At 48.5% G+C, this 16,322-nt stretch carries 10 protein-coding genes; 8 read left to right on the forward strand and 2 right to left on the reverse strand.

The genetic code is table 11. The annotated features are described in order from the left end of the window. Positions 1 to 251: 251 nt before the first annotated feature. The 6 genes from SBI19_RS17975 (at position 252) to SBI19_RS18000 (ending at position 9,776) form a co-directional block, all read left to right on the forward strand. The gene (locus tag SBI19_RS17975) at positions 252 to 728 is read left to right on the forward strand and encodes a hypothetical protein (RefSeq protein WP_317970657.1); all 477 of its coding nucleotides are present in this window, start codon (positions 252 to 254) and stop codon (positions 726 to 728) included. Between the two features lie 41 nt (positions 729 to 769). After that, complete coding sequence (locus SBI19_RS17980; protein WP_317970658.1) at positions 770 to 1,513, forward strand: hypothetical protein; 744 nt, start codon at positions 770 to 772, stop codon at positions 1,511 to 1,513. Between the two features lie 258 nt (positions 1,514 to 1,771). Continuing rightward, the gene (locus SBI19_RS17985) at positions 1,772 to 5,119 is read left to right on the forward strand and encodes an S-layer homology domain-containing protein (protein WP_317970660.1); all 3,348 of its coding nucleotides are present in this window, start codon (positions 1,772 to 1,774) and stop codon (positions 5,117 to 5,119) included. Positions 5,120 to 5,279: 160 nt separating this feature from the next. Further along, positions 5,280 to 6,845 carry an alpha/beta fold hydrolase gene (locus SBI19_RS17990; protein WP_317970662.1) on the forward strand — a complete coding sequence of 522 codons (1,566 nt, stop codon included), beginning with the start codon at positions 5,280 to 5,282 and terminating at the stop codon, positions 6,843 to 6,845. A 115-nt stretch (positions 6,846 to 6,960) separates the two neighbouring features. Next, positions 6,961 to 7,710 carry a stalk domain-containing protein gene (locus SBI19_RS17995; RefSeq protein WP_317970664.1) on the forward strand — a complete coding sequence of 250 codons (750 nt, stop codon included), beginning with the start codon at positions 6,961 to 6,963 and terminating at the stop codon, positions 7,708 to 7,710. Between the two features lie 77 nt (positions 7,711 to 7,787). After that, positions 7,788 to 9,776, forward strand: a complete 1,989-nt coding sequence (locus SBI19_RS18000) for an RCC1 domain-containing protein (protein ID WP_317970666.1) — start codon at positions 7,788 to 7,790, stop codon at positions 9,774 to 9,776. 87 nt (positions 9,777 to 9,863) lie between these two features. Here the strand turns inward: SBI19_RS18000 and SBI19_RS18005 are convergent, their stop codons facing one another. Together SBI19_RS18005 and SBI19_RS18010 are read right to left on the reverse strand one after the other, a co-directional pair. Continuing rightward, on the reverse strand, positions 9,864 to 12,734 hold the full coding sequence (locus SBI19_RS18005) for a glycosyl hydrolase family 18 protein (RefSeq protein WP_317970668.1): 2,871 nt from the start codon (positions 12,732 to 12,734) through the stop codon (positions 9,864 to 9,866). A gap of 324 nt (positions 12,735 to 13,058) precedes the next feature. After that, positions 13,059 to 13,838 (reverse strand): cyanophycinase, encoded by a 780-nt coding sequence (locus SBI19_RS18010; RefSeq protein ID WP_317970670.1) that lies wholly within the window; start codon positions 13,836 to 13,838, stop codon positions 13,059 to 13,061. A gap of 497 nt (positions 13,839 to 14,335) precedes the next feature. On the opposite strand from SBI19_RS18010, the gene SBI19_RS18015 reads away from it, so the two are divergent. Continuing rightward, the gene (locus tag SBI19_RS18015; protein ID WP_317970776.1) at positions 14,336 to 15,625 is read left to right on the forward strand and encodes an acetylornithine deacetylase; all 1,290 of its coding nucleotides are present in this window, start codon (positions 14,336 to 14,338) and stop codon (positions 15,623 to 15,625) included. Between the two features lie 20 nt (positions 15,626 to 15,645). Beyond that, positions 15,646 to 16,317 (forward strand): thiaminase II, encoded by a 672-nt coding sequence (gene tenA, locus SBI19_RS18020; protein WP_317970672.1) that lies wholly within the window; start codon positions 15,646 to 15,648, stop codon positions 16,315 to 16,317. The last annotated feature ends 5 nt before the right edge of the window (positions 16,318 to 16,322 follow it).

Consider the following 16,322-nt stretch of genomic DNA (forward strand, 5'->3'; position numbering starts at 1 on the left):
GTATTACATCGGCATAAACACCAGGGTGTTTTTCCAATGTCCACTATAAGGGGTGCACTTCAAAGGGAATCGGGGCTTTTTTTTATAGCAAGAGAGGTTGGCGGGACCCCTGGGGCTCAGTCCGCATGCAGGGAGCTAAACCCGAAACCGGAAAACTGCTTGTTCTGTTCATGGAAACTCGGCGAAATCCGATAAAGAAGGAAGAACAATTGGACTATTGCCACTTATTGATGATAAAGGAGCTTCTATGTATGGAATGGCTTATCTTACTTTTCTCGATCCTTTTCTACGGTGCAACATTATGGAGCTATGATGCGAGTCAGGCGGATTTTATTTTCCAGCTGGTTACGGGAACAGTCTTATTGGGCTTCTTCTTATACCTGCTCAGAGACCGTCGTGAACAGGAGGAGTTTGTCCTTTGGCTCCATTCCAATCGGACGGAGATTCTAACGGGTCGAGCTTTCTTTCACCATTTGGAGATTACACCGGAGACCAAGTTCATCCGTTATGAAGCTGTCATATCTTTTGCTCTCTTCAGTTCATATCGTAAAAGCCGATATCTTATTGAAGGGGGCCATTTTACACTCATACATAAAACGATGTTCATCCTAATTACGCTGCTGTTCGGGTGGTGGAGCGTGCCGTTTGGCCCGTTTACGACGATCGTCGTGCTGTGGCGCAATCTAAGAGGCGGACACCGTCATACCCTCTCAACTATTCATGAGTAACGAGTTATTACATTTATTTGTTTGAAGGGTGGCAAACAACTATGGGCAGTACGGTAGGCACGATCATGGGCATTATTATTGTGGGAGGATTATTTGTATTAGCGCTCCTGACTCCTTTCCTGCTGGGCAGACTGCTGAAGAAGCTTAAGAAGAGATATCTTCCTGTTAAGCAGCGAATAACACCGGAATCACAGCAGGTCATGAACGCAATGGATCCGGAGGCGCTTGCGATGTTGACCAACCATTTGAAGCATTTTAATCAGAAAATGAGCGTTACACGCGGATGGGTCACCCCCTCCTTCCTGATGGAAGCCTACTTCCCAGAGACGCATACGTTTGATCCGGATGTCAGCGTGGATGAAATGCTGCGCTATTTTGATAACGATTATGCTCGACGGTCGGCGCTCCGCTCTTACGTTCTAGATAGCTATGAGCTTCTGAAGGATGGGGGCGTTGCGGTTGGTATCTCTCGACTTTATGAGGATGGCGGAACAACCCATGTCCGGTTTATTCTGACGAAGGATAAGGCAACTGGCCGCTGGTATATGGACCATATCTCCAGACAATTTGCAGGTGAAATTGTGGAGCAGCTTACGACCTCGCGGAATACAACGATGTACGAGCTGCAACTTGAAGAAGGCGGCGGGCTTGCGTATGAGTCCGAGAAGCCAGTGCCTGGCATCTCGGTTGGCGACAAGGTGATGGCTGACGGTTACCTGGTAACACATGAAACGCTTGAAGGTAATATTTATTATCGTCTGCTTCGGATGGACAAATTGCAGTAGCAGCTAAACCCACGTTCATCGAGCGTGGGTTTCTGTTATTAGATCAGGAACAGGGCGAACTTCAACCTGTGATGGGGTCAGTCCGCAAGAATAGCACGGAGGGCGGATCCTCAGCTTTCTTATTAAGTAACTAAATTAATTAATTTCAAAGTCTACCGTGCATAAAACTATGTTATACTTTTCTTTGACTTTTACCATATATTTTCATCATGTTCACGCATAGGTATGTTGAAATATAAATAGAAAAGGAGATTATTCATGTCGCAATTATTGAAACGTTCGAAATGGATTTACGCTGCACTGGCAACAACGTTGCTGTTGGCAACCTATGCTCCGGGTAGTGTGGCAGCCGATTCCATCAAGGCGAAGGCGAACGAAACGGCATCAACGGTGTCGAATACAGCCATTGCTGATCCAACAAACACGAAGCGCTATTCTGATGTCCTAGAGCATGCGTGGTATGCGGAAGCGGTTACCGAGTGGATCGCGCGGGGGATTCTGAGTCCGAATCCGGGCGACGAATTTAAGCCTCAGTTCATAACGACGCGAGGCGATTTTGCTTTCTTACTCGCGTATTCGCTTGGGCTCGCTCCTTCCGAGAAGTCCGAGTCGTTTACAGATCTGCCAGACGGCGATCTGGCTGGATACGTTGCGGCCCTAGAGAAAGCGGGGCTTGCACATGGTTATCCCGACGGCACATTCCGTCCGAACGCGCCGGTTACGCGGGCTGAAGCTGCCAGCTGGCTCGCTGCAGCAAAGAAGCTTCAACTGGAGCCGCAGACGGACAGCCTATTCACCGATGTTAAGCCGACAAGCTGGTACTCTAATGCCGTTAACGCTCTTGCTAGTACGGGAATCATTACAGGTAAAACAAAGGATCGTTTCGCGCCGGGCGATGTTATTGTGCGTGCCGAAACAATTACTTTGTTGTACCGCACTTTCTATAAAGCGTCGATCATTCAGGACATTCGGGATGACGGCACGATACTCATCGACGGCACAGCTTATCGCGCTGATGATTCAGTTGCAGGTATTTTTCAATCGTCGAACAAGGCAGTACTGAGGAACGCAGCCATTCAGTTTATCCGTAAAGGCGATACGATCGTGTCGGTTGATAACTTGATTATCGGTTATCATGAAGCTTTGGCCGGAGGCGACGATGGATCGCAGGTCTTTAATGCTGGCGGGGCCGCGATTAACGGCATAGTAACCGTGGATGCAGATCAGATTACGCTGACTAACTTGAAAGTGAAAGGCGATTTGGTATTGACGAAGGCATTCCAGACGAATTTTGCAGCTAATAACGTAATTGTCAGCGGCAAGACGATTTATGTTGAAGATACCGATCGTCCGGAGTCTCAGATCGCGAATCTGGAATTTCAGAACAGCGACTTGGGGACACTGGTTCTTGGCAATAGTACAAGCTTGAATCAAGTTGAGGCCATTCCTGACCAAGATCAAGCGCTTAAGTCTAGGAGCAATATCCGCGCCGATGTTCGTGTACATGCGAGTAACTATGCAACTGCTGGTGCGCCAGTCGTCCCTAGTGGTCTAGCGCCAGGGCTTTACGTTCAAGTCATTGATGGAACCATCGTACTCACGAACTCGGGCGGCAGTCAGACGACTTTCTCGTCAGGTCAGTTTGGATTTACGCCTAGTGTTACGGTGCCGCCAATCGTGGTGCCGACCAATCCCGGCATTCAATTCACGCCGCCGCCGATATTCAATTCGACTCCGCCAACTAAACAGCCGGATCCGACTGCACCTGTTGTGCCTATTGCACCAACAAATCCGCCTGCACCTAAAAAAATCGTGTGTGCCAACGTGAACTGTAACATCGATGCATTCGCTAGATCGCTGCTGGACACGGGAACGACCGGTTCAATCAATACGGTTACCGTACATTCCGGGGCTGAAGTGCAATATATCGGAAGCGATCCGATTGATCAGCTGACGCTTGGCGATGCCGGTGCGACCGAAGGGGCGACCTTTATCGGTTCGGCGAACATTGAACGTGTTACGGTGAACGGCAAGGGCGGCGCTCCATTCGTTCTAAATGTAAAGGGAACAATCGGGACGCTCGAAGTAACGGGCACATCGCAGCTCGTACTGACAGGTACGGCAACGATTAACAATCTGATTGTCCCAGCAGGTATAGATCCGAAGAGCTTGTTCGCGAATCCAAGCGATCTGTCCAAAGTATCGGCGATCAACGGTCAATCGACGGCGCCAGTCATGACGCCTACGCCGATAATTACGCCTCCGGCAACGGACACGACGCCTCCCAATGGCATGAGCGAGCCTGCGACAGCTGTACAGAAAGTAGGAGGCACGACGGTTGTCACTGTAACGTTAATCGACGAGGATGCGGCAGCGGAAGGCGTTGATCATTATCGCGTGTTTGTATCGTTAACCGGGGATGCAGCAAGTTCGGATTCCTATCAACAAATTAGCGGTACTGGTGCGAAAGATATCGATTTGACCACATTAGCAGGCGGGGGCTTAACGCCAGTCGATGGTCAGACGATCCATCTCACTGTCATTGCTTACGATGCCGCGGGCAATGCTTCGATTCCGACTGCGAGCGACAAGACAACCGTGATCTGGGATAAATCCGGTCCATCGCGAGAAGGGATGTCGGTAACGTTCACCGACACGGATGTGCGGGCGAATAGTATCGGAGGGGAAATTCAAGTAACCCGACCGATCGATCTCTCGTCAAGCGATCCATACGATGCGCAAGCCGTTGTCGTTACCGTCACGAACGGCAGCGATATCGAATTGTTTAGACAAGAGCAAGTGCTGGGCGAATCCACTACTGTATCCGTATCTGTGCCAAGCTTGAATGTTTCCGAATTAACGAATCTTCGAGTCACGGCGGCGCCTGTTGACCGTTTCGGCAACATTGGGACTGCCGTAAGCTCCGCGGTTACCGATTGGGCAGTCGCGGCGCCAACGCATCCGGCTCGAGACGCAGCGTTCATCGATATGGACTATGGAGACACGATTGGCGGAGCTGTCACTTGGACGGGGGCAGAAGATGAAACGGATATCGATAGCTATACCGTCTATTTCTTGGATGCTTCGGGCGCTAAGGTGGGGGATGCGATTGCAACGGTCCAAGCGGATAACAGTATCCTTTATTACATCGATATTCCGGATCAAACGCCAATTCCGACCGGGGTTACTCAATTTGGCGTGTACTCGACTAACGCTGGTGGAGAGAGCTTATCAGCGGCGACAGCGCAGATCGTCAATGATATCAATGTGGCTCCAAATGGTGTAAACGAAGTGAGCGCTGTACAGAGCGGTAGTGACCCAAACCTTGCTATTGTGAAGTTTACGGATACCGATGCCGGGATACAAATGGTTTCCTATTACAAGGTGTATATCACGATAGACTCCGAAACAATGCCGTTCTTCAGTGAAATAAGTAGAGAAGCTCCTGGAACTGAAGTGCCTATTGATTTAAGTCCATATATAGTGAACGATACACTTAAGAACGGGTCCTTGGTAACCTTCACCGTCGTAGCGGTTCACAATGGTCTCGAATCGACACCGACGGATAATGACAAAGCAACAGTTGTGTGGGTTTTACAACCTTAAGCAAGATTTAAGCAAAGTAAACCACGTCCATAGGGCGTGGTTTACTTTTTATTGTGAAATGTCGTAATCCATTGATTTTAACTTTTTATTTGTGAAAGGATTACATCCTTATCTTTCATGTGGTACTTTATTCCTACCAGGCTTAACTCGGGAGGATCATATGCCGTTTGTTCAAGTGAAGGATATCAACATGCACTATCAAATATACCAATCTCACACTTCATCAGATACAATGGTTCTTCTGCATGGAGTAGGGCTGAATATGGAATTATGGGAGCCCATCGTTCCATATCTTCTGGAAAAATATCGGATCGTCACTTTCGATATTAGAGGGCATGGCGAAACAGAGAGAGGAACATCGACTTTCAGTTGGGAACTGTTTGTTGAGGACATGCACATCTTAATGAAACAGTTGCAGATAGACTCATTTCATCTTGCTGGTCATGGCTTCGGCGCCAATGTGGCAGTAAAGTATGGGCAACGACATAAAGAGCAGGTTAAAAGTATTATTTTGTTTGCGGTTCCCGCATTTTTTCCAAGAAAATCGATTGATTCATTGATTGACAGTCGTAAAGCATTAACACAAAGTGGTTCTATGCTGCCGCTGGCGCAAAGCATGGCAAAAGGCATTACGATGGCGCCATCCGAGAGCAGCATGTATCAAAAAATTGTGAATGCGTATTCGAAAGTGACGCCGGATACGTATTTTCGAATTTTTGATTTATATTTGGATACACCGCCGAATGGGGATTTTGGGCGTATCACTCACCCTACATTATCTTTAGTAGGGGTACATGACCCTATTTATTTGAACTCCTATACGTTATCGTCCAAGTTGTTATTTCAGACTAGATTATTAGTGGTCCCCCATTCTTCTAATGCGGTATTTATAGACCAGCCCCAACTAACGTCCGAATGGATTCATGATTTTATACGAACACCGATTCTTAATCGAAGCAATTACGGTTCATTCGAGAGCATTGGAGCCGAAAGTGTGATGGATCAATTTCATGAAGTGTATGAGATTGGAATCAATAAATTAGAACTGCAAGAGGTTCTGCACATTGATTTTTTGTCGAACTTTCGCGTGTCGATCAATGGGGAGGACATATGGGATGGATGGAATCAGCGGTATGCGAAGAGCTTACTGTTGTATCTGACTTTTAACCAGACCACAACTCGGGAGCAGGTGTGTGATGCTTTATTCCCGGCTATACCTTTGCGTAAGGCGATGAACAATCTAAAGGTCTATCTGAATTATTTGAAGAAGCTTATTGATACGCATAGTTCCAGTCGATCCGTTCTGATAATGGATAAAGAACATATTAGTCTGCGAGGCAGTGTACGCTCGGATGTGCTTAAACTCAAGAATGATCTGCGGAAAGCCCAAAGCGAACAAAATAGCGAGCTTAAGATAAAATGGATGAAAGAGATCTTCAGTACATTACCGGAAACCTTGATGCCAGGGTTGTATGATGATTGGATTACTCGTTACAGGGAAAAGCTCGAGAAGCAGATTGTTGAGTTGGCCAAAGAAGCAGCGGATATTGAACAAAAGAGAGGCAATCTACAGAGCAGCATTAACTTTTTGAATACCGCGCAAGTATACCATCCAGACGATGAATGGTTATTGGATGAGACCATGTCCTTATATGATCAATTGAAAAGCAGAGTTAAACAACAAAAAGGAAATCGAGTTTCGAGGAAACGATCGGGAGGGTCTTAATAGACTCTTCTTTTTTTGCCCAAATTTCTGTAACCCTAGTGTAACGGTCTGTTTAGTACAATAAAGCGACGGTTCACGCGGCAATCACTTCATAAACTAAGGGAGAGCGGTATACATGACCAAGTTAAAAAGAATGAAAGACGTCACTGTTGGAGTAGTCCTCGGAGGAGTGCTGTTCTCGGGCGTATCCTATGCAGCGTCGACGAGCATTAATGTCAATTTTCTACCCTTAAAATATTTCTTCGACGGAATTGAGAAGAAGGCGCCAGAAGACCAACAAGGATTCGTTTATAAAGGAACGACTTATGTACCGCTGCGCTTCGTGTCGGAGGCGTTTGGCAAAAAAGTCGGATACGACGGCAAGACTTCTTCTGTTTATGTGGGCAAGCAAAAGGAAGGTGCCTTCACCTATATGGAACAAATGAAGGCTTACTCAAACCAATCTGAAATCGGTGAAAGAAAAATCGAAACATTCATCTCGAATACGGGCGACCAGTATGTTCATGGTTATGAATTGCCGTTCTTTAATGGTGAAACAGGCGGTAGTTCCGATGAAGATACCGGTTGGGGATTTACGAAAGAGTATCTGTTGAACGGTCAGTACAAGTCTTTCGAAGCGCTGCTGGTACCAGGAGAGCAATGGAGCACGGCGCCATCGCAAACTGAATTCAGTGGTAGTCTAGAAGTGTTCGTTGATGATGTATCGGTTTACAAAAGTGGACATATCGCTTCTAACATTACCGAACCGATTAAAGTGAATGTTGATTTGACGGGCGCTCTCAAAGTTAAAATTGCATTTAAAGGGGACGGAACATACCATGCTGCAACTGGCGGTTTCGGGTTAGTTGAAGCGAAGTTTTACTAATTTAATATCGTTCAAATATCGGGATGAGCTGAGGAAGCTCATCCTTCTATTCATTATGAGATGAAGGAGAGTGCGATGTGAAGAAAGTATTTCTCGTTGTCTTGATATCGATCATTAGCCTAATGTCGCTATCAGCTCAATCTACATATGCTGCAGCGAGCCAAGTAACCCTTAAGGTGAAAAAAATTTATGCAGGCAGCGCAGTCAAGTTTATTACTTCGAGCAGGAGCGTATGGGAATACGATAGCATCCAGGCTCACCAAGTAAGCGGATTGAGCAACATTGTAGCTTTGTCTGAGGGAGACAGTATATATGGAACTTTCGCTCTCGACTCGGGCGGTTCAGTCTGGCATTATAATAACTATTTCAAATCAAGCAAGCTTTCAGCTTACAAGGGAATTACTGCCATAGCCCAATACTACGATAATGTGTATGCGCTCGATGGCAAAGGGAATTTACATGTCGGGAGCGCAAACAGCCATGCAAGCCCCGACAGAATTGTTCAGAAGAACGTGAAGTTCATGTCGACAAATTCAAATGCAGATCTTATTCTGGTCGTCTATTCCGATGGTTCCGTTGGCAAATCCGAGAAATATAAATGGTCCAAAATAGCTGGACTGAAAAATATCGTATCGGTATATGCAGGGTTTCTGTCTTCTTTTGCTCTGGACGATCAAGGGACCGTGTGGGCGTGGGGAAGCAATGCCGATGGCGATTTAGGCGATGGAACAACAATTGACCGTTCTTCTCCCGTAAAGGTAAAAGGTCTTCCTAAAATTGTGGCAATCAGTGGAAGTAAGGCATTGGCTCAAGATGGAACGGTATGGGCTTGGGGGAGCAATGCAAACGGGGAATTAGGCGACGGTTCTCCAGCGACTCCGCCAGTATATGAGAAAATATCAAACTCATATGACTCTTTAAACCCATGGTATTTTCCGTATAAAGAGGTAAGCAGGACTCCTCATAGCGTACCCGTTCAAGTGAAAGGTTTGACCAACATTGTCCAAATCGCAAATAGCTTTGCTCTAGATAAACAGGGCATCGTCTGGGGGTGGGGAGATAATAGAGGTCGCGTGGTGCAGAACTCAGAATGGACTGCCGTTACCGAGCCTCAACAACTGAATCTTACTGTCGATCTTACTTATCCCGGCGCGTGGACTTATAAAGATAACGGCAAATACAGCGCTGGCGTTCATAATATTGTATTATCGGATGGACGAATATTCGTGCATGGCTATAACGGCTCATTCTTATACAACCCTCGGACCGGTAAAGTCATAAGCAAGCCGGACTTTAAACTTACGGATGGCAGCAATGAGATTTATTCGCTTTCAGATGGAACGGTATTGTTTAAATATGGAAGCGATATGACAAGGAAGACATTTAAAATAATGAATCCGGATACTTGGTCATTGCAAGCGCTAGGCATCTCATTTGATGATGTACAATCCATCATCCCTCTATCCAAAGAGCGGATTCTGTTTTTGGGGACCCGAAAGTCTACAGAAAACGTCTATAATCACGCGATGATATATGATTTGAAACTAAAGAAGTGGACAGCGTTGCCCGATATGAAGGAGCATCGAATTAGACCGGTTGCGGCTGAACTGCCTGACGGCAACATAGTGGTGGCAGGCGGAGATACGCTGGCTGGTTCTTCCCTTGAAATCCTTCATGTTGAAGATCGAAAGTGGGTAAGCTACGATACAGACTTCCCAGAACCGAACGATATTAATAGAGGAACGATAGAGGTCATCCCTATTGATTCGGAGCATGTTGTTATTGTAGCCGGGCTTAGACTATATACTTTTGACGTAGCGAATAATCTAGTTAAAGAATACAGTACCCCTAGAAGAGTTAATTACTTGGTTTCGCATCTTAAGGATAGTCAGTTGCTACTGCTTGGAGAATCAGAAGCTTATACTTTTGATGCTGTTACAGGCAAGTATTCAGCCTTTAAACATCCTGGCACAATGTTGTCCATTTACGATTTATTGTTCAAGCAGCCGAATGGTACCTTGATGTATTTCGGATATGGCGGGGAATTTACTTTAAAGTCGCTTTGATGAATCATACATAGCTCTCGGTTATAAAAAGAAGCACGCCGATGAATGGGCGTACTTCTTTATTATAGCCTTATGTTTGTCTTCGCCTTACAGAGCTGAGGCGATAGCTCTCACTATGATTTCGGTTGCTTGCGCTTCCGTAATGGAAGCTTGCGGAGCGAGCTTATCCGCGGAAACGCCGAGCAGCAATTTGCGATCGACGACGAATGCGAGAGCATCAAGCGCATCGCTGGATACTGCGGATTTGTCCGAGAAGCGATTGAGCGCATCCGCGCTTACAGGATCGTCGCTCGCTTGTTTCAGCACACGATGCAGCATGATTGCGAACTCTTCGCGCGATACCGCGCCAGTCGGATTAAAGTTGCTGCCGCTTGTTAAGATGATGCCGGCATGCTTAGCGGCAGCGATATCGGCAGCGAACGGCGAATCGGCCGGCACATCGTTGAATACCGGACCGTCGACAGAATCGACAGGCGTAATGCCCAGCCCCTTCACGATCATCGATACGAGCTCTGCACGGGACAATGCCTTCGACGTGCTGAACGTACCTTTCAGCGTCGTTAGATGAGCAGTGCTGCTGAAGTTCGATACGCTCTTCAAAACGCCGTCTTGCCTGTTGATCGCAAGCACCCTCAATGTATGCGGCTGTCCAGCAGACAGGCCGTCAACAAGATAATGGGTGTTTGTCGTGGTGCCGACATAAACGCCGTCTGCATAAACCTCGTATGCAGATGCGTTTGCCGAAGGATCCCATTTCAACACCGCTTTATTCAAACTTGCTATAACGGTGCTCACATTCGTTGGTGCGGCGAGTTGGTCTGGATTCACAATACCGCTAGTCGGCAAGTCTTTCGCCAGCTGCGTCGATAACGTCCGATCACGGTCGCCGCTGATCTCCCAGCTCATAACGCCTGCCAGATTCAGGGATCTAACGAGCGAAGTCAGGTACATGATCGAATCGGCATTGTTATACGTAATGAAGATTTCGTCTTTCGCATTGTAAAGAGAAGCGACCTTGGAGGCTTCGTTCCAATGGTATTCATAATCTTGGTTCGTCAAATAATTGTTTTCGATATCCGAATAGTCGAATACGCCATTTTCCCAAGTGCCGAATGGTGTCAGTGCGCTCGTACAGGCTGCGTATTCGCCTCCGGACGTACAACCGCTCCAACCTTTGCCGTAGAACGGAATGCCCGGTTGAATTTTGTAGCCTGGTACGCCGCCATTCAGTTCCGCAAGAATGGCACCCTGTACATTGTTGCGCGCAGCGTAATCTTTGGGGTGGTTCTTGTCGTAATAGAGCGGGGAATTGTGATGAGCGAACGCTTCCCAGCTTCCGCTATAGTCGTAGGTCATGATGTTGATGTAATCAAGATATTTGGAAGAGTCGGCAAGCTTGGCATTGACGATGAAGTTGTCGCCCTGGGAAGCTGCGATCGTGAGCAAATAGTAGCTGCCGTCTTCCGAGCCTGCCGCATCGAGCGCTTCGCGTACGGTCTTGACCATCAGCAGGAAGTTATCGGCATCCTCCGGACTGCGGGAGTTATCCTCTTCTCCGCCCTCGACCGGGTATTCCCAGTCGATATCCAGTCCATCCAGGTGATAAGCTCGCAAGAATTCGACAACGGAATTGGCGAAGTGACGGCGCGTCTGCTCCGTGCTCGCCATGTTGGAGAAGTTGTTCGACCAAGACCAGCCGCCCACCGAGATCATGAGCTTCAGATTCGAGTTGGCATCACGGATCGCGGCCCATTGATCGAATAGCGTTAAGTCTGCCGATGGATCTCCGACAACCATTTCGCCGTCGAACACATAGTCATTCTGAGTCGGCACCGTCTCGTTCTGGCAAGCGCTTCCGTTCGAGCTGACGCCATGCCAGCAAACATCCGAGAAGGCCAAGTTCACGTGTGTCAGCTGCGTTGGATCGACGTCCGCAGGCAGGAAGCCCCGTCCGCTAGCGCTTGCCGACCAGAGCGGGTAGTACGAGACGATATTGTAGTCCGCGCCTGGAACGGTTACAGCCGACCCGCTTGCGTCAGACTGCCAGAGCGAGTTCTTCGCGATGACTGTTAATGCGTATCGCTTGCCTTCTTGCAAGCCTTTCGCCACGTAACGAGCTTCTTGGCTTGTGCCGATCCGCTTGCCGTTTGTATAAATATCGTATGCCGTCGCACCGTCAACTCTAGCCCATCCAAGCGATGCTGTGCTGCGATTCGTTGTGATCACCTGCAATGCTTGCGGCGCAAGGAGCTTGCCCCACGTAATGGATACAGGGTTGCTTCCTGCAGATACTTTAAGCGGCGTAACGCCTGCGTTCTGAGCGGAGACGACGAATTCATAGCTGGTACCGTTCAGATTGCCGCCCTCTGGAATCGTGTAAGTAAACGTATGGTCCGTGCCGTTCCATACGCCGCCGAACCAGCTGCCGTTCACGTAGATATCATAGCCAGTCGCATCCGGAGATGGCGTCCAATCTAACGTGATGCTCGTATCGGTAACAGCCGTCGTATGCAAATATTGAGGAGCCACGAGCGGAGGCTCAGGGTACTCGCTCGTATCCGCTAACGTTGTGAATTCGATTACATTGCTCTTGGGCATCGGATCTTTGCCGCGGTCCGTGTACCAAGTAATGTACCATTTGTAAGTTGTAGAAGGTTTGACGCCAAGGGTCATATGACTGCGGTCGCCCCAAGTCACCCAAGCGCCGGTATCCGCATCCCAGATGTCGATATCATTATTGTTCGAATCATCTCCGATCAAATCCCACGCGATCGTAACGCTTTTGTCCGTAATGAGATCTTTGCCGTCAGCATCCTTCGCAATATGCAAATTAGTCGGCGGAGAAGCAGCGTCCGCAGCTGCAGCAACTGGCGTAATCGGCATCGAGCCAATGATCAATGCGAGCATAAGGTAAAGCGGCAGAGAAAAGACGTATTGTCTAGCCATGGATATGTTCAAGCAGTTCACCTCTATCAAGTTTTAGTAGATGGACTCGACTTATGCAATCCTATGAACCAATCACTTCCCTTTAGGCAGCAGCCTTTACTTCACGAGAGCAGCGCATTAATATGGACATCGATCACCACCAGTTCGTGTAATGGCGTTAAAGATTTACAACATCTTTAATCATTTTTATAATGAGATAATCTTTGAGCGGTTGTAAGATGGACAATTCTACGATTTAGGGATAAATATCCATTTGAGGGGACTCTGTAGAAGACGAAGAGCTGTCTCCGAGAGATCGGGACAGCTCTTGCTTGGCTTATGAGGTGGTGTTTGTCGCTAAACGGAAGCCGCTTGAATGTTATACGATAACTTCGCTTCCCGCGTCGTTAGATTGAACGTATCGCCTGGCGATAGGAAGTAGAAGTTTCCCTCATGCTCGTTCAAATAATTGGCATCATAGATGGAGACATAGCTTGCGCCTACGACTTCGAAGGAGTCGCCTTGCACGATGATCGCCGTCGATTCATCGATGCCGATACCTAGCAGGTCGGGACGGGCAGCGATCACCTTCACAAGATCGAACTGGCGGTTCCGCTTGATCAGATGCTGATCAATGGCAACGTTGTTCAGGAATCCGAAACCTTCTTCATGATCGCCCATTAGAATCGTATTGTTCTTCGTATCGCCTCTTACCAAATAAGATCCTTGGATCGTTGCGCCAGCCGACGTACCGCCGATCACGCCGCCGCGTTCCAGAAGCGCATTCAATTCGCGATGCACTTCCGTATGCAGATAGGCGTCGGCAATTCTCCACTGTCTCCCGCCTGAGAACCACACGGCATGGGCGGATTGGATAGGAGCTGCGAAATCTGCCGTATTGGCTAGATCCCGATCCGTCGTATGGAGAATTGTGATATTACTCGCGCCGGCCTCTTCAAACGCGATGACATCGTGCCCCTTCTTCGTCATATCTACTTGTTCTTGTGCCGTAGGAATGACAACGATGGAACGATCGGGACCGCCTGCCAACTCGATAAACTTCTTAATAACGTCCTCCGGCAGACGACCGCCGCCTGCTATGACCAATGAACCGCTGGACAAACCGCTTATCGTCATATTTGTTTCTTCCTCTCCATTTGAATTGGCATGTGAAGCATTCGGCTCAAATTGTGCAAGGTATAGAAAAACAAAAAAACATAACTTAATCGTTATGTTTTCCAGTGGTCTGGTCAATTTCATTTCGCATCCGATTACTCGGATTATGTGCTGATGCAGTTACATTAACATAGCCCTCCTTCCTTGACAAGGGAATTTGTCCATTTTGAACCAATGGAACGACTCTCTGGCAGGCTCTGCGGAAGTAATGCAATCACAATCCTCCGCTTCTGTTGTCATTCTCGGACTTATAAGCTATAGTAAAAATAATGATTTTTTCATAGGAAACTGCGGGGGCTGGATGGAGTCTGGCTGAGATTGGGAACGTTATTTCCCTGACCGTTAATCTGACCCAGGTAATGCTGGCGTAGAGAACGTATTGAATTGTAACCATTCGTATATTCTCGGATGGTTTTTTCGTTGTTTTCGCCCGCGTTTCAAGCGAAGGAGAACAAATGATGAACTTAATTAAACAATTGCAGCAGCAAGTGGAAGAGCGGAAGGACGAGCTGTTCGCGCTGCTCGCCGAACTGATCGCATTTCCTACCGTTAGTCCACCAGCGAGGAACACGATGCTTGCGCAGCAATTTCTCAAGGAACAGCTTGAGGCGAGCGGATTCGAGACGGAGCTGTGGGAAGTGTATCCCGGTGACCCGAATGTGACGGCCGTTAGGCGCGGTACGGAGCGGGATAAGTATCGAAGCTTGCTGCTGAACGGACATATGGATGTAGCTGAAGTGGGAGACAGCCGAGAGTGGCAGATTGATCCGTTCCAACTGACGCTGAAGGACGGCAGAGCGTATGGCAGAGGAACCGCAGACATGAAAGGCGGGCTTGCCGCTCTGTTATTTGCTGTGAAGCTGTTGACCGAAGCGGGCGTCGAGCTGAAAGGCGATTTGTTGTTCCATTCCGTCATAGGCGAAGAGGCTGGCGAGGCGGGAACACGGGCTTGCATGGAGCGAGGTTATACAGCGGATTGCGCAATAGTGGCGGATACAAGTGCAATGGCTATCCAAGGACAAGGCGGGGTCATTACCGGCTGGGTGACGGTGCAGAGTCCAGTGACGCATCATGATGGCATGCGCTCTCGCATGATTCATGCAGGAGGCGGAATCGAGGGCGCTAGCGCAATCGAGAAAATGGCTAAGCTAATTACAGGGCTGCAGGAGCTTGAGCGCCATTGGGCTGTGACTAAATCGTACCCTGGATTTCCGCCTGGATCGAATACGATTAATCCAGCGGTGATCGAAGGCGGCCGCCATGCGGCTTTTATCGCGGATAAGTGCTCGTTATGGATTACCGTCCACTTTTATCCTGACGAAGATTATGAATCGGTTGCCGCGGAGATCGAAGAGCATCTGCTGCGCGTAGCTGCGGGCGATACGTGGCTTCGGCATAATCCGCCTACCTTCCGCTGGGGAGGACGGTCGATGATCGAGGAGCGAGGCGAAATCTTCCCGTCGCTAGAGCTGGATAAGGATAGTGAAGCATTCCATGCGTTGTTCGCCAGCCACCAGCAAGTGCGGGGAGTTGCGCCAGAGGCGGGCATGAGTCCTACGGTTACAGACGCAGGCTGGATAGGTCGAGCGGGAATCCCGACATTCATCTATGGCCCAGGAGAGCTGAAGCATGCCCATGCTGTTAATGAAAGCACGGACATCCAAGAGCTGCTGGATTATACGAAGGTCATGATCGGCTTCATCGCGGATTGGTGCAACCGCACACGGAACGGAATAACCAACGAATAGCCAGAGAGGATGAGATCGATATGCAACGATTTAGCAGCAGATTATATCAAGCAGCGGAACCAATATGGAACCGATGTCACGAGCATCCGTTCCTGACGGAATTAAGAGACGGAACGCTTGATCCCGAACGATTCATTTATTATCTCAAGCAGGATTATGTGTATTTGATCGATTATGCGAAGCTGTTCGCTTTCGCCAGCATGAAGTCCCGCGATCTCGAGACGATGACCAAATTCGCGGAGCTGCTTCACTCCACCTTGCACGTGGAGATGTCGCTTCACCGGGAATATGCAGCGCGATTCGGCGTTACGCGGGAAGAGCTGGAGAATACAGTGCCTGCTCCAACGACGATCGCTTATACGAAGTTTTTGTTGGACACGGCTTCGCAAGGATCGCTGGCAGAGGTAGCTGCGGCTCTGCTGCCATGCATGTGGAGCTATCGGGAGATCGGGGTCGCTTATGCGAAGATTCCTGGCGCGCTCGACCACCCGCTGTATCGCGAATGGATCTTGATGTACAGCTCGGAGGAATTCGGGGTGCTGACCGATTGGACGATCGACTTCATGGATCGAGTGGCGGAAGGCTTGCCTGAACAGGAGCTGGCACGCTTGGAAGAACGTTTCCTTGTGGCATCCAAGCTTGAATATATGTTCTGGGACATGGCTTACCGGAAAGAAGAGTGGCCGATTTGAACCTT

This window comes from Paenibacillus sp. CCS19 (assembly GCF_033239625.1).
Taxonomy (GTDB): Bacteria; Bacillota; Bacilli; order Paenibacillales; family Paenibacillaceae; genus Paenibacillus_T.

What these genes read in the sequence shown, in the direction of transcription:
- SBI19_RS17975 (WP_317970657.1), top strand. Translation starts at nt 252, where the DNA reads ATGGAATGGCTTATCTTACTTTTCTCGATCCTTTTCTACGGTGCAACA.
- SBI19_RS17980 (WP_317970658.1), top strand. Translation starts at nt 770, where the DNA reads ATGGGCAGTACGGTAGGCACGATCATGGGCATTATTATTGTGGGAGGA.
- SBI19_RS17985 (WP_317970660.1), top strand. Translation starts at nt 1,772, where the DNA reads ATGTCGCAATTATTGAAACGTTCGAAATGGATTTACGCTGCACTGGCA.
- SBI19_RS17990 (WP_317970662.1), top strand. Translation starts at nt 5,280, where the DNA reads ATGCCGTTTGTTCAAGTGAAGGATATCAACATGCACTATCAAATATAC.
- SBI19_RS17995 (WP_317970664.1), top strand. Translation starts at nt 6,961, where the DNA reads ATGACCAAGTTAAAAAGAATGAAAGACGTCACTGTTGGAGTAGTCCTC.
- SBI19_RS18010 (WP_317970670.1), bottom strand. Translation starts at nt 13,838, where the DNA reads ATGACGATAAGCGGTTTGTCCAGCGGTTCATTGGTCATAGCAGGCGGC.
- SBI19_RS18015 (WP_317970776.1), top strand. Translation starts at nt 14,336, where the DNA reads ATGAACTTAATTAAACAATTGCAGCAGCAAGTGGAAGAGCGGAAGGAC.
- tenA (WP_317970672.1), top strand. Translation starts at nt 15,646, where the DNA reads ATGCAACGATTTAGCAGCAGATTATATCAAGCAGCGGAACCAATATGG.